Genomic DNA, 22,268 nt, shown 5'->3' on the forward strand with positions numbered 1-22,268 from the left:
TTTGTCATCAAATGTTAAGGAGGAAATTATCATAGATAGCAAAGAACAATTACAAATTGCGGTAAAAGCAGCAGATTCAAAGCGTGCAGAAGATATTTTAGCACTTGACGTGAGAGAAGTTTCTTTATTGGCAGATTATTTTATGATTTGCTCAGCAAACAGTGAACGTCAAATGAACGCAATTACAGAAGAAATTATTGACAAAGAAGAAGAAAATAACTACGAAGTGAAACGCATTGAAGGAAAAGAAGGTGGAAAATGGATCCTGATTGACCTTGGTGATTTGATTGTCCATGTCTTCCACGCACCTGAAAGAGAATTTTATAATTTAGAAAAATTATGGTCAGATGCACCACTTGTAAACATTTCTGAATGGTTGGATTAATATGGCTTACGAAACATTCGCTTTTATTTATGATGAAGTAATGGATGAAACGCTCTATCAACAATGGTTAGCATTTTCAAAGAGACACTTACCTGAGCAAACAAAGAACATTTTAGAGCTTGCTTGTGGTACGGGCGCATTAGCTGTGGAATTTGCAAAAGCTGGGTACAATGTGACTGGACTTGATTTGTCAGAAGATATGTTGATGATGGCAAGTCAGCGCGCTTTTGAGCAAGAAACAGCGATCCAATTTGTTGAGGGAAACATGTTAGATCTTTCAGAAGTAGGACAATACGAAGCGATTACTTGTTATTCAGATTCATTATGTTACATGGAGAATGGGCAAGAAGTTCAACAAGTTTTTGATGAAGTCTATCAAGCTTTAGAAGAAAATGGACGCTTTTTATTTGATGTACATTCTGTTTATCAAGTAGATACGGTTTTTCCAGAATATAGCTATCACTATCAAAGTGAAAAATTTGCTTTTTTATGGGACAGTTATCCAGGAAAAGAACCACACAGTATTGAGCATTTCTTAACCTTTTTTGTAGAGGATTTGGATCAGCCTGAAAAATTTATCCGCGAAGACGAGCTTCATCAAGAACGCACGTATTCAATGGAAAGCTATTTACGTATGTTAGAAAATAGTGGTTTTTCAAAAGTAGAGGCTTATGGTGATTTTACAGATGAAACGCCAACCGAAGAAACGAAACGCTGGTTCTTTGTAGCCTATAAAGAATGAACTTAAAAAGAGCCGTGACAAATTGTCGCTGCTCTTTTTTCTTGTTTTGCTTGGAAAAGACAAAGGAGGGATCTGATGAGAAGTTGTGGTTTAATCGTAGAATATAATCCATTTCACAATGGTCATCGCTATCATGCAGAAATGGCGAGAAAACAGACAGGTGCGGAAGTTGTCATTGCTGTAATGAGTGGCAATTTTTTGCAACGAGGCGAACCAGCTATTCTTGACAAATGGCAACGTGCAAATGAAGCATTACAAAATGGCGTGGATCTAGTTATTGAATTACCTGTTGAATGGGCAGTCCAATCTGCCGATTATTTTGCAAAAGGTGCGGTGAGACTATTGCAAGATTTGGGCTGTGATTCATTATGTTTTGGAACAGAAAACACGACGCAGTTTGACTATGAGTCATTTGGAAAATTTGTTCGGAACAACCAACGTGAAATTGATCAGGCATTTCAAAATTTAGCCGATCAAAAAATCAGCTACCCACAAAAAATGACAGAGGTTTTTCGTACACTACTGCAAGATGACCAACTTGATTTTGCTTCGCCCAACCATATTTTAGGCTTGAGCTATGCCAAAGAAAATGCAAAGTATGAACGACCGATGGCCCTTCATCCAATCAAAAGGAAAAGTGCTGGGTATCACGAGAAAGAAATTTCTGATGAGACGATTGCAAGTGCCACTGCTATTCGGGAAGCTGTTGCTAAGCAAGATGAAGTCCAACACGTTGTCCCAGAAGTAACAGCTCACGATTTACTAACGAAACCAACTCAAACCTGGGATGAACTATGGCCATATCTACGTTATAAATTATTATCGACGAATGCAACACAACTGCAGGAAATTTATCAAATGACGGAAGGGTTAGAAGTTCGGTTACAAGAAGCAGCGAAGCAGGCTACGAATTTTCATTCTTTTGTATCTCTGGTTAAGACTAAGCGTTATACTTGGACAAGAATTCAACGATTGGCTTGCTACGTGTTATTAAACATAACGGAGTCTGAAATTTTAGCGCAGCAAGAAAAAAACTATCTTCACGTATTGGGATTTACTAACGTGGGAAGACAGTTTCTGAAAGAAAAAAAACAGGAAACTAGTCATGTGTATTCACGAATAGGTAAAAAAGAAGCCACGGAGGCGCAGCTATTAATTCGCAGCGATCAGATTTATTGTTTAGCGAACAGTCAGTTGACTGAACAAAATTTTGGCCGAATGCCCATTCGGATCAAGAAGAAGTGAAAATAAATTGTTGATTGTTTGATAAAATAGGAATAATGAAAAAAAGCTTCACAGAACTTGGATTCACAAGTATAATGAAACAGGACGTTTTTGCGTTACGGAACTAGAAAAAGAGAAAGCGAAGTGAAAATATGGGTCGTAAATGGGCTAATATTGTGGCAAAGAAAACTGCTAAAGATGCAAACAACAGTCGAATTTATGCAAAATTCGGGATTGAAATTTATGCGGCAGCGAAATCAGGTGAACCTGACCCACACGCTAACCAAAAGTTACATTTCGTTATTGATCGTGCGAAAACCTATAATGTGCCTAAACATATTATTGACCGCGCCATTGAAAAAGCAAAAGGTTCAGGAGATGAAACATATTCTGAATTGCGCTATGAAGGATTTGGACCAAATGGCTCAATGGTGATTGTTGATACATTGACAAACAATGTGAACCGAACTGCTGCAGATGTTCGTGCAGCCTTTGGTAAGAACGGTGGAAACATGGGTGTCTCTGGTGCCGTTTCTTATATGTTTGATAACACAGCTATTTTTGGTTTTGCTGGCGACGATGCGGATGAAATTCTTGAATATTTAATGGAAAAAGATATCGATGTTCGTGATGTCATCGAAGAAGAAGGACAAATTATCGTGTATGGTGAAGTTCCTGATTTCCACGCTATCCAAGAAGCATTGAAAGAAAAAGGCATTACAGAGTTTTCTATTGCAGAAATTCAAATGTTACCACAAACTGAAATCACTTTAGCGGGTGATGATTTAGTACAATTTGAAAAAATGATCGATGCATTAGATGAGCTTGAAGATGTTCAAAACATTTTCCATAATGTGGAGTTGGACGACTAGCATTTCTTCTAGTCTGTTTAAACTTTTCAAATCAAAGAAGTATGGCAGGGTGATGCCATGCTTCTTTTTTGATAAAAGAAAGATTTTACTAGTTTATTTTTGTTTTTTATTCCATTTCACCTGTGGTATCATAGGGTTACAGGTATTATTTTGGAATGATACAGAGTATATTGGAATTTGGGCGAGGAATAATGATGGAAGCAAAAATAATTTTGGAACCTTTCGATAGAATATTAAGCGGTTACGAAAAAGTAGAAGAATTAGCGGTAAATATTGCTGATTGTTCAACTATTGCACATAAGTATGCACGATTTGGTGTAGAAGGCTATCGTTTAGGAAACTATACTGGGATAGGTTATTTGAATCGTTATTTGGAATGTGCGATTGATCGAGTACCCATGCTCATTTATCAAAAGAATTATTTGATTCCACTCTTGTTTAAGAATGCTGAAACATCTTTCCAGCTGTTTAACGATGCATACCGAATGGAAGCTTTCTTTTTGCTGTTAGAATGGAGTTTGAAACATCAACCAGAAAAGATTTTGATTGAACAAGATCCAACTGTTACTTCATCTAAAAAGAAAATCATCGACAGTGCCTATCTCGTGTTTCGTTTGACCGAAATTTTGGACAGCGGAGGATATCCAATCAGTCATTTTCAAACAATTGAACAATTTATTGACTGGAATCGAATTTATCGTTTGATTGACAATGGTGGGGTGGGACGTCATAGTAAAGTATTTGATCCTGAATTCCCAGAAAACATTGAAGAATTACGTATGATCGTGTCTTTAGTTAGTTTGAAGTATCCGGAAACAGATTTGCAGATACCTGAATAAATACAAAAATTTTCGTTGCAGATACTATGTGCATAGGTAATCTGTACAGCATAAAAAGATTATGGTGCAAAACGTTTAGCGCCAAAAAAGAGGTGTGACCAAATTAGTCACACCTCTTTTTTTATAAAATAACTTATATCACTTCATTGCTATAAGTCAGCGGCTCAATCGCATTCAATAATGGACTCTTATTGAATGAAGTAAACAGTGTCAATTCATGCATGGCACGTGTACACATCGTATATAAAATGAGTTTGTCTTGTTCTGTGTGGAATTGTTCTTCGTTAATATTCCATAAGAAGACGCGATCAAATTCAAGTCCTTTTGCCAAGAAGGCAGGTAATAGAATAATTGAACGTTTCATGAAGTCTTCCTCATCAAGAATCAACTGAACTTGTCGTTTCAAACTTTCAGGGAATTGCTCATATAACTGTTCACATTCCTCTTGCGTTTTAGCAATGATTGCTGTCCGCCAATGTTTCGCTTTGACTTGAGTTTGTTCAAGTGTTTCTTCAAACCAATGAAGTTGTTTTTCAGCGGTTGAAGCTTCAATGATGACTGGCTTATCTCCTTTTCGAGCAGTTGTTTCGACACGGTCTTCTTTTGATAAGAAATGGTTCGCAAAATCAGTGATTTCTTTAGTTGAACGGTAACTAGTTGTTAATTGGAAACGTGTGACCTCTTGGCTTTCAAAGAGCTGTGGGAGAGAACCGACAATAGTCTCGTTACCAAAGACATTTTGATTGAGATCGCCACAGAAAGTTAAGTTTGCTTTTGGATAAAGTGCTTGAAGTAGAGCAACCTGAGATGGTGCAAAATCTTGCATTTCATCAATAAAAACATAGCGTGCTTTTTGAGTGATTGTTACTGGAAATGTGCGACGCATAAGCAAGAAGAATAAAACAGCATCTTCTTGTTTCATTTGTTTTTGACGGAAATTCAGACGAATCTCTGCAATTTGCTGTGTCCATTGTTCATTAGAAATCCCATGAGAAACAAGTGTGTTTTCTGGAACACTTTGTAAAAAGTGCAGGTATTGTTTAGGCATATTCACAAATTGATAGTTCGTAATACCGCGATGAACACGGCGAAATTTTTTACGTACGATTTGGTTTGCCAGTTTTTTGCGTAAGGATTTCTCTTTTTGTTCTGTGTACTCAAGGTTGGGATCAGTTGCGTATAATTCTTGTAATTGTTCCTCAGCCAAATCTTTGACCCATTGCTGACGTGTTTCGTCCTTTTGCAAACCACCTAGTTTTTTAAGTAGTTTTGTTTGAAGTAAAGAGAGACGTTGGTGCAATGGTAACAAATTATTCGTTTCTTGGTACCATTTTCGAATAGCATCTTTTGCAAGAATCGTTCGTCCATTGATTTTCATATCACGGAATAAAGGACCATAATTTGTGATTGCTTTTACATAGGTGTGGATGTGATCAACTAGTGTTAGGCCGTTCTTTAAGTCGTGGATTGGGTCATTCTTTCCATATAAAAATCCATGTTCTTGTTGGTCTTCTTCAACTAGTGCATAGTCTTGTAACAGTTCTTGCATATAGTTTCTAAATGTCTTGGTCGGAACGCCGCTTTCCCCAAGAGAAGGTAAGACAGTTGAAATATAGTCCGAGAATAAATGGTTGGGTGAAAATAGCAATACGTGTTCCGCATCTAACCATTTTCGATTATGGTAAAGTAAAAACGCAATTCGTTGAAGTAACGCAGAGGTTTTTCCGCTTCCTGCAATTCCTTCAATCAGCATTACCTTGCTAGTTGTGTCGCGAATGATTGCATTTTGTGCCTTTTGGATCGTCGAAACGATGTTTTTCATATGAGTACTTGATGCTTCATCTAAAATTTCAAGTAAGAAGTCATCATTGATTACTTCAGAAGTATCTACCATTGAGAGAATCTCGCCGTCTTGGATTTTGAATTGGCGTTTAAGTAATAACTCAACGGTCATACGTTCGACATCCGTTTCATAGTAGGCAGGTCCGATTTCGCCTTCATAATAAAGATTGGCGATTGGTGCACGCCAGTCGATGACAATTGTTTCTTCGGTCAAATCACGTAAAGAAGCAATCCCTAAATAAAGCGTTTCTGCTTCATTTTCTTCTTTAAAATCAATACGGGCAAAATAGGGATTTCCTTGCATGACATCTAGCGTTTGCAAACGATGTTGTTGTGCATCGAGAGTATGATATTTTAATAGTAATTCTTGTTCATGTTGGCGGTATTCAACAGCAGACTCGTAAAATGCCTCGTTAGAACCAGCACGGATGCGGTGATTCGCTGTTTCTTTTGTCGAGGTATTCATTTCTTGGGTCAATTCTTGTTGCTTACTGTTTAATAATTTTTGTTCAAGCTGGATCAATTGAATGGTTTCATCCACATGTGCTTGTTCCATTTGTCTTTCATTCATGGCTTATTTGCTCCTTCCGCCTTAAATAACGAACTAAAAGTATAGCACAATTACGGGAAAAAAGGTATTTTTTAAAAGTTAGTAAAAAAGTTTGACGATAGGTTAGTCAAAATACTTTTAAAAAAAACGGAAGAATAAACAAGAATGATAGTTGTTTTCATTTAGCACGTATCAGTTTAAAAACGAGAAAAGAACGCCTATGCTTGAAAATGAAAGAAGGTTGGGAAAATGACACATTTTAGAAAATTTCTTTTAACATTATTGATTGGTGGAGTAGCGTTGAACAGCGAGTTTGTTTTTCATCAGTCTCAACTAGCATTCTTTTTAATCGCAACAACTGGTGGTATTCTCGCCTTTTTGATGTTTCTTGAAATGATCAAAACGTTACGTTCTGGGAAATATGGCGTGGATGTTTTAGCAATTACAGCGATTGTAGCAACACTAATAGTGAAAGAATATTGGGCGAGCTTGATGATTTTGATCATGTTAACTGGTGGCGACAGCCTAGAGGATTATGCCAATCAAAAGGCAAGCAAAGAGTTACAAGCGCTGCTTGATAATACACCCCAAACAGCACATAAGTGGAACAATGGAAACTGGGAAGAGTTACCAGTCGATCAAATCGAAGTCAACGACAGATTAGTTGTTAAACCTGGTGAAACAGTCCCTGTGGATGGACGGGTGACCAAAGGAAGTTCGGAAATAGATGAATCTTCATTAACAGGTGAATCACAACCAATTACTAAGAATATTGGTGATACGTTATTGTCTGGTTCCATCAATGGTGATCGCTCATTAGAAATGCGGGTCGAAAAACGGGCAGCAGATAGCCAATATCAATTGATTCTTAATCTGGTTCAAGAATCGAAAGAAAAACCAGCAAAGTTTGTCCGAATGGCAGATCGCTACGCAGTTCCATTTACGTTGGTAGCTTATCTCATTGGTGGAATTGCTTGGTGGCTTTCAGGTGACCCACACCGTTTTGTCGAAGTCTTAGTTGTCGCTTCGCCTTGCCCCTTGATTTTGGCAGCGCCAGTCGCACTTGTTGCTGGAATGAGTCGTTCTAGTAAAAATGGGATCGTTGTTAAAAATGGCACTACGCTTGAAAAGCTAGCAGTGACTAAAACCATTGCTTTTGATAAAACCGGCACGATAACCAAAGGACAATTGGAAGTGACAGCAGTTCGACCAATTGGGAAATGGTCAAAAGAAGAACTACTAGTGTATGCAGCTAGTGCCGAACAAGAATCAAGTCATATTTTAGCCCGTTCATTAGTTAGTTACGCAAAAAATCAAAAACTGCTGCCAACTTCAGAATTAAAAGAAATTGTTGGCCAAGGAATTGAAGCAATGATTGATAATCACTTTATCCAAGTGGGCAGAGCAAAATGGTTGGGCGTAACAGAAATTGCCTCTGCAGAAACCATTATTTATGTTGCTTTTGATCGAAAATTTGTTGGCACGATCCACTTTGCAGATGTGATTCGTCCTGAGGCAACGAATGCTATCAATCAATTGAAAGATTTTCATTTGGAACAGGTGATGATGCTCACTGGCGATAACCAAACGGTGGCGCAAACAATTGCCAAAAAAGTCGGAATCATGACAGTCCATGCGCAATGTTTACCTCAAGACAAATGGCAAATTTTAGCGGATGTTCCTAAGAAGCAAAGACCAGTGACGATGGTTGGCGACGGTGTGAACGATGCACCTGCGTTAAGTGCAGCAGATGTTGGCATTGCGATGGGGGCACATGGGGCAACAGCTGCGAGTGAAAGTGCAGATGTGGTCATTTTAAAAGATGATTTGACACGGGTTCCTGAAGCTGTTCTGATTGCCAAAGAAACGATGCACATCGCACGTCAATCAGTCATGTTGGGCATTTTTATTTGTATTGTACTAATGCTGATCGCAAGCTTTGGCGTAATTCCCGCACTATTAGGAGCTATGTTACAAGAAGTGGTTGATACAGTTTCGATTTTAAGTGCGCTACGTGCAAAAAAATAGTTGAACTCAAATGAAGGCAGTAATCCTGATTGTGAGAAGTGATTATTGGTGATTCAGGATATTTTTTTAAGTGAGTAAGGATTTCATTTTTGTTAGGGATTGCCAACTTTGAAAATGGGTAGGAACAATATAAGAAAATAAACGAGGATTAGTTAGGTGGTAGCCAGCTAATCCTTTTTTTACTTAGCAAGTGTAGAGAATAAGGGTGTTATAATTAGTGAAAAAGAGAAACCAACACATCAAACGAAAAGTGATTATGTTTGTAGAAATGAATGGTGAGGAGGCTACAGTTGATGCAGTATAAGTTGGAGCAGTTTATTGAGAACAGTGAATTTCCAGCTATCTTTATTATCCAAAAGGCCGAAGAAACACAAATTTTGCGTCATTGGCATAAAGAGATTGAGATAACTTATGTCGCTAAAGGAAAGGTTGATAGTTACTTTATCGAAGGAAAAAATTATACAGTTAATGAAGGTGAAGCAGTATTTGTCAATCCATTTGAAATACATGGTATACGAAATATCAAGGAAACTTCTTATCCGGATAGTGTACTTACAATTATTTTTCCAACACCGTGGATTGAAAAATATTTTCCAGATATAGCAAAATTTAGGATAAATCAATCAAAAATTTCTCAAGAGAGTGTTACCAAGAAACAGTATGCCATGTTTATTTCAGAGCTTGACTCGCTGTTTGAGTTAGTCAAGAAACCAGTTGATAGAATAAACAATGTCATGATTACTGCCAGTTTATTGAAACTCTTGGGAATGTATGTCAAAGAATTTGCTATTGAACAAGCAGAAAATTCAAGCCATCTGTTGGATGAGAAAATCTACAAAATATTAGACTATATACACAAAAATTCTGATCAACGCTTGAAAATTTCAATGATTGCTGATGAATTTTATTTATCAGAAGGGTACCTTTCTCGCTACTTTAACAGTAAAGTTGGTGTTTCAATCATTAGCTATTTAGAATTGATTAGAAGCTATCAGGCTATACAGTTGATCCGCGAAACAGATCGAACGATTGAAGAAATTGCTTTAGAAACAGGGTTTGCTAGTACAAAGTCTTTAAATAAAACACTAAAAAAACATTATAATCAGACGGCAAAATTCTTTCGCTGAGTACCCAAAGGTCAGGATATGCCCTAATAGTAAGCAGGAAAGCCTCTTATTTTATTTAATCGCGTGAGCTAATATTCAATTATAGAAAGCGCTATCTAAATGAAATGGAGGTTTTTTAGTATGAGTAAGAATAACCCATTATTCAAATTTGCTATTTTGTCGATATCCCTAATCTGTATGGTTGCGCCAGCTGTATCAGCGACTGTGCCAGATATCTTATCAGTGTTTCCAAACAGAAGTGCTGGTTCAATTGAACTATTAATGTCAGTCCCCAATTTTGGTATTTTTCTATTTGTTTTTATTGCTCCAATGATTACTCGAAAAATTGGTGACAAAACGACTGTATTGCTAGGGTTAACGATTGCCCTTTTAGCAGGAGTCACACCAGCTTTTACAACAAACTATACTCTTTTATTGATTTCACGCTTCTTGCTTGGTTGCGGAATAGGTTTATTCAATGCATTAGCATATTCTTTAATTACCAAATATTACAGTGGCGAGGAAAGAAATCGTTTATTAGGATACCAAGGAGCGCTAACAGCTTTAGGTAGTACCATTTTTAGCCTGATTGCAGGATGGTTATTACAATTCAACTGGCATTTAAGCTATCTTGTGTATTTCATTGCGATTATTCCAATCATTTTATTTGGATTTATCGTACCGAATGGCCAACAAGACTTAGAAGAAAATGCGTCAGATAAAAAAGTAACAATAGAAAGAGCAGTTATTTTTTATTCAGTTTATCTATTTTTTGTTTATGCTTTCTTTATGACTGCAATTTTCAAACTGGCTTCTTTATTTATCGAAATGGGGATTGGGACACCAGCACAAGCCAGCTTGAGTTTAGCCATTTTAACTGCATGTGGATTTTTTAGTGGAATTGTTTTTGGAAAAGTAAAACAAGGATTGAAGTCATTTACTGGTCCGGTTGCTGTTGCATGTCTTGGTGTTTCACTTGTAAGTCTCAGTTTAGCGAATCACTTGGTGCTAGTTACTGTATTAGTGATTGCTATTGGGTTTTTCCAGGGATTAATTAACCCAACGGTCTTTAGTGAAGTGGCAGAAGTCAGCAACGCTGCTTCTCAAAATATTGCTTCCACCTGTCTGTTAGTTGGAATTAATCTGGGCGTGTTTTTAAATCCTACAATTATATCAGGTTTCAGTAAGTTGGCTGGAATCACTACGACATCAACAACCTTTTTGTTGTCAGGTGCTTTGTTGATTATTAGTGCAGTAATCTATCAGCTATTTATTCAAGCACAAAATAAAAAAGTAAAGAAGGTAATGGAACAATGAACATTGAAAGAAAAAACTTAGTTGGAAAATTAACTTCTGGGAGTAGAGCGGAGCTAATGCCATCGTCAGGACAATCGAATACAGAAAGCACACCACAAACGATTGTTCAAATGAGAGATGGTATGGGGTGGCCGGCTAAAGATATCACAACGCATAACCTGCTAATTGAGGACGCGGTACTTAAAGGACATATCCCCGTAAGAGTGTATCGCAAGGAAAAACTTAAAGGGAAAGTATTACCCGTTTTAGTTTATTATCATGGCGGTGGCTTCTTTGGTGGCTCAATCCAAAATGTAGAGCAAATTTGTAGAATATTTGCTGATAGAGCAGATTTAGCAGTAGTCTCTGTTGGCTATCGCTTAAGTCCAGAAAATCCTTTTCCTGCTGGATTGCTAGATTGTTATAAAGTGGTTGAAGTTTTGGCAACAGAAGGTCATTTATTCCATATTTCATCAGACAAAATTTTTGTTGCTGGTGATTCAGCAGGCGGGAATTTAGCAATCAGCGTAGCTATTTTAGATGCGTCAATTATGACCACTGGTTATGTAAAAAAAATAGTTTCTTACTATCCTGTTGTTGACCTGACATCAAAAGGAAAAGGAGAATTTTGGGATACGCGTGCTATCAAAACGCAAAGCGAAGAAGAAAAAGAACTCGTTACGGAGTATATTAATGGGTTCTCGTCCTTGGAAGCACAGGTTGAAGATTGGTATTGTGGGGCTTCAATCAATCGTTCAAATGAGTTGATTTCACCACTATTCGCTTCGGATAAGGTCTTGTCCCAATTACCACCGTTAAAAATCATCGTCGGTGAATTTGATCCGTTAAGACAACAAGTAGAATCATTTGCTGAAAAGTTGCTAGCTGCAAAGACAGAAGGCTCAATGACCGTATATCCAGGAGTCATTCATGCATTTATGGATAAAATCGGTATTTATGATGAAGCAGAAGAGGGGGTTTTGGAAGGAATTACTTTTTTGAAAGGGGATAATTAGTATGAAATGGAATAAAAAAATGGACTTGTTTGTTTCGTCATTACTTTAGTAGGTGTAGCTGGTATTGCCACAGGCGTTAAACATGTTAAACATCCCGTGTATGCTAGTTCTAAATCCTATGAAAGTGAACTTGAATTTAAAGAGCTAAATCAGGACATTGTTGAAAATAGTTTATGGGTGTATCCAGACGAAAACTTGATTAGCCAAAAGAAAGAAATTGTTTTGCTAGTCAATGGTAAAGACAATACTGGTTTTGGTGCATGGTCGTGGTCGTATGGTGCCCAGTTACCAGAAGATGAATTTATTCCAGCGACAATTACTTTACCAAAGAGGAATACGACAGACTTACAATACTCTGGGAAATTCGTTGCAGCTGCTGTTTGGTTGCTGAAAGAAAAATACCCAGATCATAAACTCTCGATTGTTGCTCATAGTATGGGAAACTTAGCAACAGCATGGGCATTACATTATCGCCCTACATTCATGTCTCAAAATGTCGAAACGTATGTAGCTTTAGGAGCACCATTCCAAGGGTTACCAGAAATTCCAGATTTTATTCCTTTTGTTCCAGCAATTAGACAAGCAACACGGGAATCAGATTTCTTAACTCGAATTAATTCTGCCGCTTTTCCTGACGGCATAAATTATCTATCAATTATTTCAAAAAATGATGAACTAACAACACCAGCTGATGTGAAGCATCTTGCCTCATTTCCTAATGGAACAATTGGGGAAACAATTGTTCCTCAAGAATTTTATCATAAACCTGATCAAGTGATTTCTCATGTCGGTGAGATGGCAGATAATGGCATTTATGAATTGGTCAAAACATTTTTACGTGATGGAACAACAAATAATGTAGATCTGAATGCTGCAAATAAAAAGTACTATCCTGCATTAGAAGTTCAGGGGTTAGAGTTAACTGAAAAATATGGAACAAAACCTGCTCATGCTGGTGATGCAAAAATAGAAGCAAATGAGCCAGATGATAGTCAAGATGTTGTAAAATAAAAGTAAGGTTGTGGCGCAAAGCGTTTAGCTTCAAGCAAAAAGGAAACTTTTCTAAAAAAGTTTCCCATGTTTTTATGAAAAGAGGACTTACTGCCGAATGAGCTGTGAGAACATCGCTTATTCGGCAAAAGGAGGTATGACAAAATTTTTGTCATACCTCCTTTGTTTAAAAAAGAAATTAAACGAGTAGAACTAAACTGGAATATAAAAAGATGAAAGGAATAAAAATAAATGAGCAAAACGATTCATTTGACGACAGCTAAAAGTAAGGTAAAGAAAAGGCTTTATTTATTTCAACTCATTTTTGTTTTACTGATGTTGCTTTGTTTGTATACAACCCATTATTTTTTTGCTTTCAATTTCGGTATGATAGCTAGTCTATTTTACTTTTTTCAAAAGATAAGCAAAAATTGATGACCATTCAGTATGGCTGTATTTTTATTTTCTAACATAAGTTTATTCCGAAAAGTGAAAAGAAATCCAATGTACCTAGCTTGCTTTTTTAAGTTTAGAAAGTTTTATCTGTTACATAGAAATGTCTCGAAACAATTAAAATCTATCCTGTTTTTGTGCTAATATAAAGTACGAAAAGAACAACGTCAGCTAGTTAAAAAAATGGTGTTTGCGTTGGAAATCAAATGTAGATGATTCATAAGCTGTATCACGTCTATTTTTGTTTTTGTCTTAAAAAAGAAAAAACTATCTCGAAAGGGGGTGAAGGAGATGCCGTTTGTTCATGTTGAATTAGTCGAAGGCCGTAGCCCGGAACAACTAGAAAATATGATGAAAGATATCACTGAAGCTGTTCATAAAAATACAGATGCACCAAAAGAGCATATCCATGTCATTATCAATGAAATGAAAAAAGGTACTTATGGTGTAAATGGAGAATGGAAAAAATAAGTCTGATTTCACACTTGCTTTTTCTAAATATTAGTGGTTAAATAAACACATAATTGATTGATGAGAAAGACAACTGAATTTGAGAGTCTTCTATTAGAGAGGAAAAGCTAGGCTGAAACTTTTCCAGAAGAAAACCAAAGGATGACCACTTTCGAAACCCTTGTTGAAACAAAGGCGGTCGGACCGTTAACACGCTCGAGGAACACATTTTTTGTGTTCAAAATTAGGTGGAACCACGAAATTTTCGTCCTAGTATCTGTTTGGATACTAGGACTTTTTTTGTCGAATCGAGTCAGTCAAAATTCAAAGGAGGAATTTCTATGTTAAAAATTACTTTTCCAGATGGCGCAGTCAAAGAGTTCGAGGCTGGAATCACAACCTTGGCAATTGCTGAAAGCATCTCAAAAAGTTTAGCTAAAAAAGCATTAGCAGGTAAAGTGAACGGTCAATTAGTTGATTTAGATCGTCCAATTGAAGAAGATGCAACAATTGAAATTGTGACCCCTGATCACGAAGACGCACTTGGATTAGTTCGTCATTCTGCTGCTCATTTGATGGCTCAAGCAATGCGTCGTTTATATCCTAGTATCCATTTTGGTGTAGGACCAGCAATTGAATCAGGTTTTTACTACGATACTGATAATGGTGAAAATCCGGTTACAGCGGAAGATTTACCAGCAATTGAAGCTGAAATGATGAAAATCGTTAAAGAAAACTTGCCAATTGAACGCCGTGTGCTATCCAAACAAGAAGCACTAGAAATTTTTGCAAGTGATCCTTATAAAGTAGAATTGATCACTGAATTGCCAGATGATGAAGTGATTACTGCTTATCAACAAGGAGAATTCATTGATTTATGCCGTGGCCCACACGTTCCGTCAACAGGACGTATCCAAGTATTCAAGTTATTATCAGTAGCAGGTGCTTACTGGCGCGGAAATTCAGACAATCATATGATGCAACGTGTCTATGGAACAGCATTCTTCGACAAAAAAGAATTGAAAGAATTTATTCGCTTGCGTGAAGAAGCAAAAGAAAGAGATCACCGTAAATTAGGAAAAGAACTTGGTTTATTTATGGTTTCACCTGAAGTTGGTTCAGGTTTACCATTCTGGTTACCAAAAGGTGCAACAATCAGACGTACGATTGAACGTTATATTGTAGACAAAGAAATTAGTTTAGGTTATCAACATGTGTACACACCGATTATGGGTGATGTGGAACTTTATAAAACATCTGGACACTGGGATCACTATCAAGAAGACATGTTCCCACCAATGGATATGGGTGATGGCGAAATGTTAGTATTACGTCCGATGAACTGCCCTCATCACATGATGGTTTATAAAAACAATATCCATTCTTATCGCGAATTACCAATTCGTATTGCTGAATTAGGAATGATGCACCGCTATGAAAAATCTGGAGCACTTTCAGGATTACAACGTGTACGTGAAATGACTTTGAATGATGGTCATACTTTTGTACGTCCCGATCAAATCAAAGATGAATTCAAACGCACACTTGAATTGATGGTTGCTGTCTATGCGGACTTTAACATCACAGACTATCGTTTCCGTCTAAGCTATCGCGATCCAAACAATACAGATAAATATTTTGATGACGATGCAATGTGGGAAAAAGCACAAGACATGTTAAAAGCTGCAATGGATGAATTAGAACTTGACTATTTTGAAGCAGAAGGCGAAGCAGCATTCTACGGACCAAAACTAGATGTTCAAGTAAAAACAGCTTTGGGAACAGAAGAAACATTGTCAACTATTCAATTAGACTTCTTGTTACCAGAACGTTTTGATTTAACTTACGTAGGTGAAGATGGTGAAAATACACACCGCCCAGTAGTTATTCACCGCGGAATCGTATCAACGATGGAACGTTTTGTTGCTTATTTAACAGAAGTATACAAAGGAGCATTCCCAACTTGGTTAGCACCAATCCAAGCAACAATTATCCCTGTTTCTGTTGAAGCACATGGGGATTATGCGTATGAAATTAAAGAACGTCTTCAAATGAAAGGCTTGCGCGTGGAAGTTGATGATCGTAATGAAAAAATGGGCTACAAGATTCGTGCTTCACAAACACAAAAAATTCCTTATCAATTAGTTGTTGGGGACAAAGAAATGGATGATGCAACTGTCAATGTTCGTCGCTATGGAAGTAAAGAAACTTCTGTCGAAGACTTAAATATCTTTGTTGATGCAATGGCTGCTGAAGTGAAAAACTACAGTCGTGAAGGCTAAATAATTTTTTCTAAGGTAGGCTAGGATGCGTAAGTGTCCTAGCTTTTTTATTTTGATTTTTATGAATAAATTAACCAATTTTTTCTTGCTGGAATCAAATGAAAAAATTTTTCGTATGTTATACTAAAGTGACTCTAATTAAATGGATGGTGACTTATGAGCGTAATTAGTCGTATCGAAAGTATGATGGAAGAATATTCTTCTGCAGAAAGAAAACTGGCCAATTATATTATCGATCATGTAGAAAAAGTTCCGACGATGACTGCGAATGATTTAGCAGAAGCAGCTGGATCAAGTGCACCGACAGTTGTCCGTTTTTCCAAAAAAATCGGCTTTCAAAGTCTAACAGATTTCAAAATCACTGTTTCAACAGAATTACAAACAGGACTAGTTGAAGGCTTTAGTGATATTGAACCAAACGAATCTTTTTATTCAATCAAAAATAAACTTGGGAATAATGCACAAGTGGCGATCAAAGAAACAGTCGACATTTTGGAAGAAGAGACCATTCGGACAGTTGTCCAGAGTTTAGAAGAGGCAGAAACTGTTTTTCTTTATGGCGTCGGCGCTTCTTCTTTGGTTGTCGAAGACATTTTACAAAAGTGGTCGCGAGTGGGAAAACCAATTATCTTTGAAAAAGATATCCATGTGTTACTGCCTCAATTAGTCAGCAACGAACAAAAAAAAGTCCTTTGGCTCGTTTCAAATTCGGGAAAAAGTGCGGATGTTGTTGCTCTGGGTGAACTAGCCAAATCATTGAACATCGAAGTAATCGTCTTAACTCAATTTGGAAACAATCCATTAAGCAAATTAGCAGATGTGACTGTTCAAACTTCTCGGCCCAAAGAAATCACGAATCGAAGTGCAGCTACAAACTCACTGTTAGCACAGTTTGCGACAGTTGATATCATTTTTTATTTTTACATGGCAAAAAATGAGTATTTAAGCGAAAAAGTAGCTCAAACACGAGAAGCCATTCAGCAGTATTTTAAATAGTTCATGCAAAAAATTGAGTTTTTTCGTGAAAAAGAAAACTTGTGTAGAGAAAGTTTTCCACAGTATTGATTTTTTCGGAGATGTTTCACAAGAATGGGAAACGTTGTTTTCAAAAAAACACTTAAAATTATAAGTTTTTGGTCAAGGTTTCTTAACCTTATTCCACCTGCTGTGAAACAAAAAAATTCTGTTATCTTGAATTTCGTTAAAGAATTTCATCATCTGATGATTTTTTCTTTGTTATTCATACTTTTTTGGGTATAATTTTTCGTGAGTGTAAGTATGCGGGAAGGATAGGAAATAATGAAAGATTTTATGAAAAAAATAAAAGATAATTCTTGGTTTGACAAGTTAAAAAAGGGAACACAAGAACCGAGGAATAAACCTTATCGGCGTTCCCATGTCCCTTTTCGTTTAAATGTTCTTTTCTTTATTATATTTACGTTATTCGTAGCATTGATTGCTAGATTGGGTTATTTACAAATCGTTGATGGTGAAACAATGGAAGCTAAAGTTAAATCATCTTCAACAATTACTGTTCAAGAAAGTTCACCTCGTGGCATGATTTATGATGCAACTGGCAAAGCCTTAGTCAAAAATCAAGCGAATCAGGCAATTACCTTTACACGAGGCTCACAGATGACGTCCACGGACTTATTGAAATTAACAAAAAAATTGAATGAACTAATTGATGTTCCAGCTGATGACTCACTGACGGCTCGTGACAAAAAAGACTTTTGGCTAGCAGACGCTGATCATTTAGCAGAAGCAACAAAACGTCTTTCTTCTGCTGAAAAGCAACTAGATAATAGCAAACAATATGCAGCAACAGTAGAGAAAGTAACTGATGAAGAAATCAATTTCGACGAAGAGCAATTGAAGATGGCAACTATCTTTAAGCGGATGAACAGCGCGTACGAGTTAAATACAGTTTATATCAAAAATTCTGGTGTAACAGATCGTGAATTAGCAGTTGTTGCCGAAAATGCTTCAGAATTACCTGGAGTTTCAACGGGTGTCGATTGGACGCGTGAATACTTAGCTGCCGATTCAATGAAAAGTATTTTAGGTAGTGTAACAACAGAGAAACAAGGGCTCCCTGCCGACGATATCGATGCTTATTTAGCAAAAGGCTATTCACGAAATGATCGTGTTGGTCAAAGTTATTTAGAAAAACAATATGAAGATGTGTTACAAGGAACAAAAACACAATATGAAGTAAAATTAGATAATGAAGGAAATGTTTCAAGTCAAAAAGAAATTTTTGCTGGCGAAAAAGGTTCCAATTTAAAATTATCGATTGATGCAGAATTTCAGAATAAAGTCGATGAAATTTTAAAACGAAACTTCCAAGCGTTAGTTGATAATGGTAAAGCCAAATATTCTCCAGGGGCATACGCCGTTGCAATGAATCCGCAAACTGGGGAAGTATTAGCATTAGCTGGATTTAGCCATGAAGAAAGTTCAGGAGAAATCACCGAGAATGCACTAGGAACGATCACCAACGCATTTACTCCGGGATCTGTGGTCAAAGCAGGAACATTGGCAGCTGGTTGGAAAACAGGTGTAATTAGTGGAAACCAAGTCTTAATCGACGAACCAATTCAATTACAAGGTTCGGCTGAAAAAAGTTCTGTCTTTAATCGAAGTGGTCAAATCGCACTAAATGCAGTAAAAGCACTAGAGTTGTCATCAAATACGTATATGATCAAAGTAGCTTTAAAAATGTTAGGATTGGAATATACACCAAATATGGGACTTCCTGGTCTTGACGAAGAAGCAAAAGCTTACGATGAATTACGAACTTCATTTAAAGAATTTGGATTGGGAACAACTACAGGGATTGATTTGCCAAATGAGTCAGCTGGGATTTCTCGTTCGGTTGACTTCATGAAAAAATTCAACAAAGATAATGATGGTGAGTGGTATACTTCTGGTAACTTTACCGATTTAGCATTTGGTCAGTTTGATACGTATACACCAATCCAATTAGCACAATATGCTTCAACTGTTGCCAACGGTGGGAAAAGAATCCAGCCTCATATCGTTTCTGGAATTTACGGAAATGATGAGAATGGGAACTTAGGCGAACAAAAGAAAAAAATCGAAACAACTGTTAAGAATGAAGTCACTATTTCACCAGAAAATATGGCAATTCTTCGCGAAGGTTTCCATCAAGTAGTCCATGGAACAGATGGTTACACAACTGCAAAACCATTGGCTGGTGCAAAAATGGATCTATCAGCAAAAACTGGTACGGCAGAAACGATTGCAGAAGGTCATCCTGACATCACTACTGTCAATAGTAATATCGTAGCTTATGGCCCAACGGATAATCCGGAAATCGCAATCAGCGTGGTTTTACCGAACTTAACGGATGAAAAGGACCACATGAATTTAACGATTGCTAAAGAAATCACAGACGCATACTATGATATGTATCTAGCAAAATAACTTATTTTGGAAACAGTCAAATCAGTTTCAAACTGGTTTGGCTTTTTCTTTTTGAATAGTTTTTTCAAGTGAAACTACTTGTCAAAATAAAAAAATGACTGAAATAAACTGGATTTAATCAATGAATAATAGTTGAAATGAAAAAACGTCAAGTAAAACTACTTAACAAATTGTCGTAAAAGGGTAGATTTCTCATAACAATCATGGTAAAATTATCAAGTCTGAGAGTCATCTTAGAGGATTCTAGTAGTATGGGAGGGAAAATCATGCGCGTAAACATCACATTAGAATGTACTTCTTGTAAAGAACGTAACTACCTAACAAGCAAAAACAAACGTAACAATCCAGATCGTTTGGAAAAACAAAAATATTGCCCACGCGAACGCAAAGTTACTTTGCACCGCGAAACAAAATAAGTTTGATTAAGAAGTTACAAGAAACATTTCGATGTTTGTTGTAACTTTTTTAGTGGCTTTTTTTAGAATCAGTGAGATTGACGAAAAAGGAAAAATCAGTGATAATACATAGATGGTTATCAATGTATATAATTTAATAGTGCTTGGATAGAGTGATTGTTAGCAAAGGAGAAAAGCAAATGAATCATGAGCAAATGTCAAAAATGTTTAAAGCGCTAGCTGAACCCAATCGCATCAAAATTATTGAACTACTTTCAACGGGACCAATGTGTGCATGTGAAGTCCTAGATCATTTTGATTTTACACAACCAACTCTTTCGCATCATATGAAAGTTTTAGAGTCTGTAGGAATCGTTTCAGTTGAAAGGGATCGTAAGTGGCATTATTATTTTTTGAAAAAAGAAGAGACTTCAGAGTTATTAAAAGCAATGCAGGACCTCTTTCCTGACTAACGCATAAATAGGTGCGTAATCATAGCAAGCTGAAATGATTTTGTTCGCTGGCTGTGCTTGTCTGATCCAACTGAACAAAACAATCATCGAATCATATGACTACTTTTGAGAGAAGAAAATTCAATTTACAAGGAGAAAATTCATGGCTTATGCGTTAGAAATAAACAAATTAAAAAAAGTATATGCAACAGGTGTTGAAGCGTTAAAAGGTATCGACTTAGCTGTAGAAGAAGGCGATTTTTATGCGCTGCTGGGGCCAAATGGGGCCGGGAAGTCTACAACCATTGGTATTATTACTTCATTAGTTAATAAAACTTCTGGAAAAGTGAGTGTTTTCGATTATGATCTTGATACTGACTTGGTGCGCGCCAAACAACAAATAGGATTAGTTCCTCAAGAGTTTAATTTCAATCCGTTTGAAACGGTGCAACAAATCGTTGTCAATCAAGCAGGGTACTATGGCGTTTCACGGCAAGAAGCCTTGAAACGAAGTGAAAAATATTTAAAACAATCAAACCTATGGGAAAAACGAAATGTTCGCGCGCGGATGCTTTCTGGAGGAATGAAACGTCGATTGATGATCGCACGCGCATTGATGCATGAACCTCGTTTACTTATCCTTGATGAGCCAACAGCTGGAGTTGACATTGAACTAAGACGAGAAATGTGGACATTTTTGCGAGAATTAAATGAACATGGAACGACAATTATCTTGACGACCCATTATCTGGAAGAAGCAGAAATGCTTTGCCGAAATATTGGAATCATTCAAGCGGGAGAATTGATTGAAAATACTAGTATGAAGAGTTTGTTATCAAAATTACAATATGAGACGTTTATTTTTGATTTAGAACCACATACCAATTCATTTGAATTGCTAGGTTACAAGCATTTTTGGGAAGATGATCAAACACTTGCAGTTGAGGTCGAGCGTAATCAAGGGGTAAATGGCATTTTTGAACAATTGACGGAAAAAGGGATCAAGGTACTCTCAATGCGGAATAAATCCAATCGTCTAGAAGAATTGTTCTTGAAAATTACAGAAGAAAAGGGTCACGTGGAGGAAAAAAATGCTTAATTTATATTTAACTGCGCTTAAAAGTTTAGCAGTGAAAGAGACAAATCGCTATTTGCGTATCTGGGTTCAGACGTTAGTACCACCAGTTATCACGACTTCTTTATATTTTATTATTTTTGGGAAAATGATTGGTGGACGAATTGGTGAGATGGGTGGATTTTCTTACATGGAATTCATTGTTCCAGGTCTGATCATGATGTCTGCAATCACTAGTTCTTACGCGAATGTTTCTTCTTCTTTCTTTTCGCAAAAGTTCCAAAAAAATATTGAGGAATTATTAGTAGCGCCTGTGCCCACACATGTGATTATCTGGGGATTTGTCATTGGTGGTTTGGGTCGAAGTGTTTTAGTTGGAACATTGGTAACAATTATTTCGCTCTTTTTTGTTCCATTACATGTTTATTCATGGTCAATGGTCGTACTCACATTATTGATGACAGCTATTTTGTTTTCATTGGCTGGTTTACTTAATGGTATTTTTGCTAAGTCTTATGATGATGTTTCAATCGTACCGACGTTTGTGTTGCAACCCTTGACTTATCTTGGTGGTGTTTTTTATTCGATTTCGATGTTACCGCCTGTTTGGCAAGCTGTTTCAAAAATCAATCCGATTGTGTATATGATATCAGGATTTCGTTACGGATTTCTTGGAACAATTGACGTGCCAATTATCTTTTCAATTTTTATTTTGATTGTGTTTATTGTAGTACTCTATAGTGTTTGCTGGTATTTAATCGAAAAGGGTCGAGGATTACGAAGCTAAAGAAAATAGTTGAAAAAGCAACAAGAAAAGGTCG

19 protein-coding genes and 1 other annotated feature are annotated in these 22,268 nt (G+C 36.8%); of the genes, 18 read left to right on the top strand and 1 reads right to left on the bottom strand.

The window, feature by feature from the left end; genetic code table 11:
* Window position 1 precedes the first annotated feature (1 nt).
* From rsfS to JZO71_RS08910, 5 genes are all read left to right on the top strand, one after another.
* Window positions 2–385 carry a ribosome silencing factor gene (rsfS, locus tag JZO71_RS08890; RefSeq protein WP_242589912.1) on the top strand — a complete coding sequence of 128 codons (384 nt, stop codon included), beginning with the start codon at window positions 2–4 and terminating at the stop codon, window positions 383–385.
* Between the two features lies 1 nt (window position 386).
* Window positions 387–1,127 carry a class I SAM-dependent DNA methyltransferase gene (locus JZO71_RS08895; protein WP_206899149.1) on the top strand — a complete coding sequence of 247 codons (741 nt, stop codon included), beginning with the start codon at window positions 387–389 and terminating at the stop codon, window positions 1,125–1,127.
* 75 nt (window positions 1,128–1,202) lie between these two features.
* Complete coding sequence (locus JZO71_RS08900) at window positions 1,203–2,372, top strand: nucleotidyltransferase (RefSeq protein ID WP_206899150.1); 1,170 nt, start codon at window positions 1,203–1,205, stop codon at window positions 2,370–2,372.
* A gap of 131 nt (window positions 2,373–2,503) precedes the next feature.
* A complete protein-coding gene (locus tag JZO71_RS08905; RefSeq protein ID WP_206899151.1) occupies window positions 2,504–3,223 on the top strand; it encodes a YebC/PmpR family DNA-binding transcriptional regulator in 720 nt (239 codons plus the stop codon).
* Window positions 3,224–3,417: 194 nt separating this feature from the next.
* Window positions 3,418–4,062 (top strand): hypothetical protein, encoded by a 645-nt coding sequence (locus tag JZO71_RS08910; RefSeq protein ID WP_206899152.1) that lies wholly within the window; start codon window positions 3,418–3,420, stop codon window positions 4,060–4,062.
* Window positions 4,063–4,195: 133 nt separating this feature from the next.
* On the opposite strand, the gene helD is transcribed toward JZO71_RS08910, so the two are convergent.
* On the bottom strand, window positions 4,196–6,475 hold the full coding sequence (gene helD / locus JZO71_RS08915; RefSeq protein ID WP_206899153.1) for an RNA polymerase recycling motor HelD: 2,280 nt from the start codon (window positions 6,473–6,475) through the stop codon (window positions 4,196–4,198).
* A 228-nt stretch (window positions 6,476–6,703) separates the two neighbouring features.
* Here helD and JZO71_RS08920 point away from each other — a divergent pair, with 228 nt between their 5' ends.
* The 13 genes from JZO71_RS08920 (at window position 6,704) to JZO71_RS08980 (ending at window position 22,234) form a co-directional block, all read left to right on the top strand.
* Window positions 6,704–8,482 (top strand): heavy metal translocating P-type ATPase, encoded by a 1,779-nt coding sequence (locus JZO71_RS08920; protein WP_206899154.1) that lies wholly within the window; start codon window positions 6,704–6,706, stop codon window positions 8,480–8,482.
* A 293-nt stretch (window positions 8,483–8,775) separates the two neighbouring features.
* Window positions 8,776–9,609 (top strand): AraC family transcriptional regulator, encoded by an 834-nt coding sequence (locus JZO71_RS08925; RefSeq protein WP_206899155.1) that lies wholly within the window; start codon window positions 8,776–8,778, stop codon window positions 9,607–9,609.
* Between the two features lie 120 nt (window positions 9,610–9,729).
* Window positions 9,730–10,905 carry an MFS transporter gene (locus tag JZO71_RS08930; protein ID WP_206899156.1) on the top strand — a complete coding sequence of 392 codons (1,176 nt, stop codon included), beginning with the start codon at window positions 9,730–9,732 and terminating at the stop codon, window positions 10,903–10,905.
* Window positions 10,902–11,900, top strand: coding sequence for an alpha/beta hydrolase (locus JZO71_RS08935; RefSeq protein WP_206899157.1), 999 nt, complete (start codon window positions 10,902–10,904; stop codon window positions 11,898–11,900). The genes JZO71_RS08930 and JZO71_RS08935 overlap by 4 nt, the downstream gene beginning before the upstream one ends.
* 96 nt (window positions 11,901–11,996) lie before the next feature.
* On the top strand, window positions 11,997–12,911 hold the full coding sequence (locus JZO71_RS08940; protein WP_206899158.1) for a lipase family protein: 915 nt from the start codon (window positions 11,997–11,999) through the stop codon (window positions 12,909–12,911).
* A 723-nt stretch (window positions 12,912–13,634) separates the two neighbouring features.
* The gene (gene thmT / locus JZO71_RS08945; RefSeq protein WP_067480942.1) at window positions 13,635–13,814 is read left to right on the top strand and encodes a 2-hydroxymuconate tautomerase; all 180 of its coding nucleotides are present in this window, start codon (window positions 13,635–13,637) and stop codon (window positions 13,812–13,814) included.
* Between the two features lie 51 nt (window positions 13,815–13,865).
* Window positions 13,866–14,069: a binding site (T-box leader), on the top strand.
* A 65-nt stretch (window positions 14,070–14,134) separates the two neighbouring features.
* A complete protein-coding gene (gene thrS, locus JZO71_RS08950) occupies window positions 14,135–16,075 on the top strand; it encodes a threonine--tRNA ligase (RefSeq protein WP_206899159.1) in 1,941 nt (646 codons plus the stop codon).
* Window positions 16,076–16,231: 156 nt separating this feature from the next.
* Window positions 16,232–17,071, top strand: a complete 840-nt coding sequence (locus JZO71_RS08955; RefSeq protein WP_206899160.1) for a MurR/RpiR family transcriptional regulator — start codon at window positions 16,232–16,234, stop codon at window positions 17,069–17,071.
* Between the two features lie 300 nt (window positions 17,072–17,371).
* Entirely contained in the window at window positions 17,372–19,525 is a 2,154-nt protein-coding gene (locus JZO71_RS08960; RefSeq protein WP_206899165.1) for a penicillin-binding transpeptidase domain-containing protein, read from the top strand.
* 251 nt (window positions 19,526–19,776) lie between these two features.
* Window positions 19,777–19,941: a 50S ribosomal protein L33 gene (gene rpmG / locus JZO71_RS08965; protein ID WP_002293909.1), complete on the top strand. Its 165-nt coding sequence runs from the start codon at window positions 19,777–19,779 to the stop codon at window positions 19,939–19,941.
* A gap of 179 nt (window positions 19,942–20,120) precedes the next feature.
* Complete coding sequence (locus tag JZO71_RS08970; RefSeq protein ID WP_206899161.1) at window positions 20,121–20,393, top strand: ArsR/SmtB family transcription factor; 273 nt, start codon at window positions 20,121–20,123, stop codon at window positions 20,391–20,393.
* Between the two features lie 142 nt (window positions 20,394–20,535).
* Window positions 20,536–21,471: an ABC transporter ATP-binding protein gene (locus tag JZO71_RS08975; RefSeq protein ID WP_206899162.1), complete on the top strand. Its 936-nt coding sequence runs from the start codon at window positions 20,536–20,538 to the stop codon at window positions 21,469–21,471.
* The gene (locus tag JZO71_RS08980; RefSeq protein WP_206899163.1) at window positions 21,464–22,234 is read left to right on the top strand and encodes an ABC transporter permease; all 771 of its coding nucleotides are present in this window, start codon (window positions 21,464–21,466) and stop codon (window positions 22,232–22,234) included. Before JZO71_RS08975 ends, JZO71_RS08980 begins: the two co-directional genes overlap by 8 nt.
* Window positions 22,235–22,268 lie beyond the last annotated feature (34 nt).

Source organism: Candidatus Enterococcus courvalinii, from assembly GCF_017315945.1.
Taxonomy (GTDB): Bacteria; Bacillota; Bacilli; order Lactobacillales; family Enterococcaceae; genus Enterococcus_B; species Enterococcus_B courvalinii.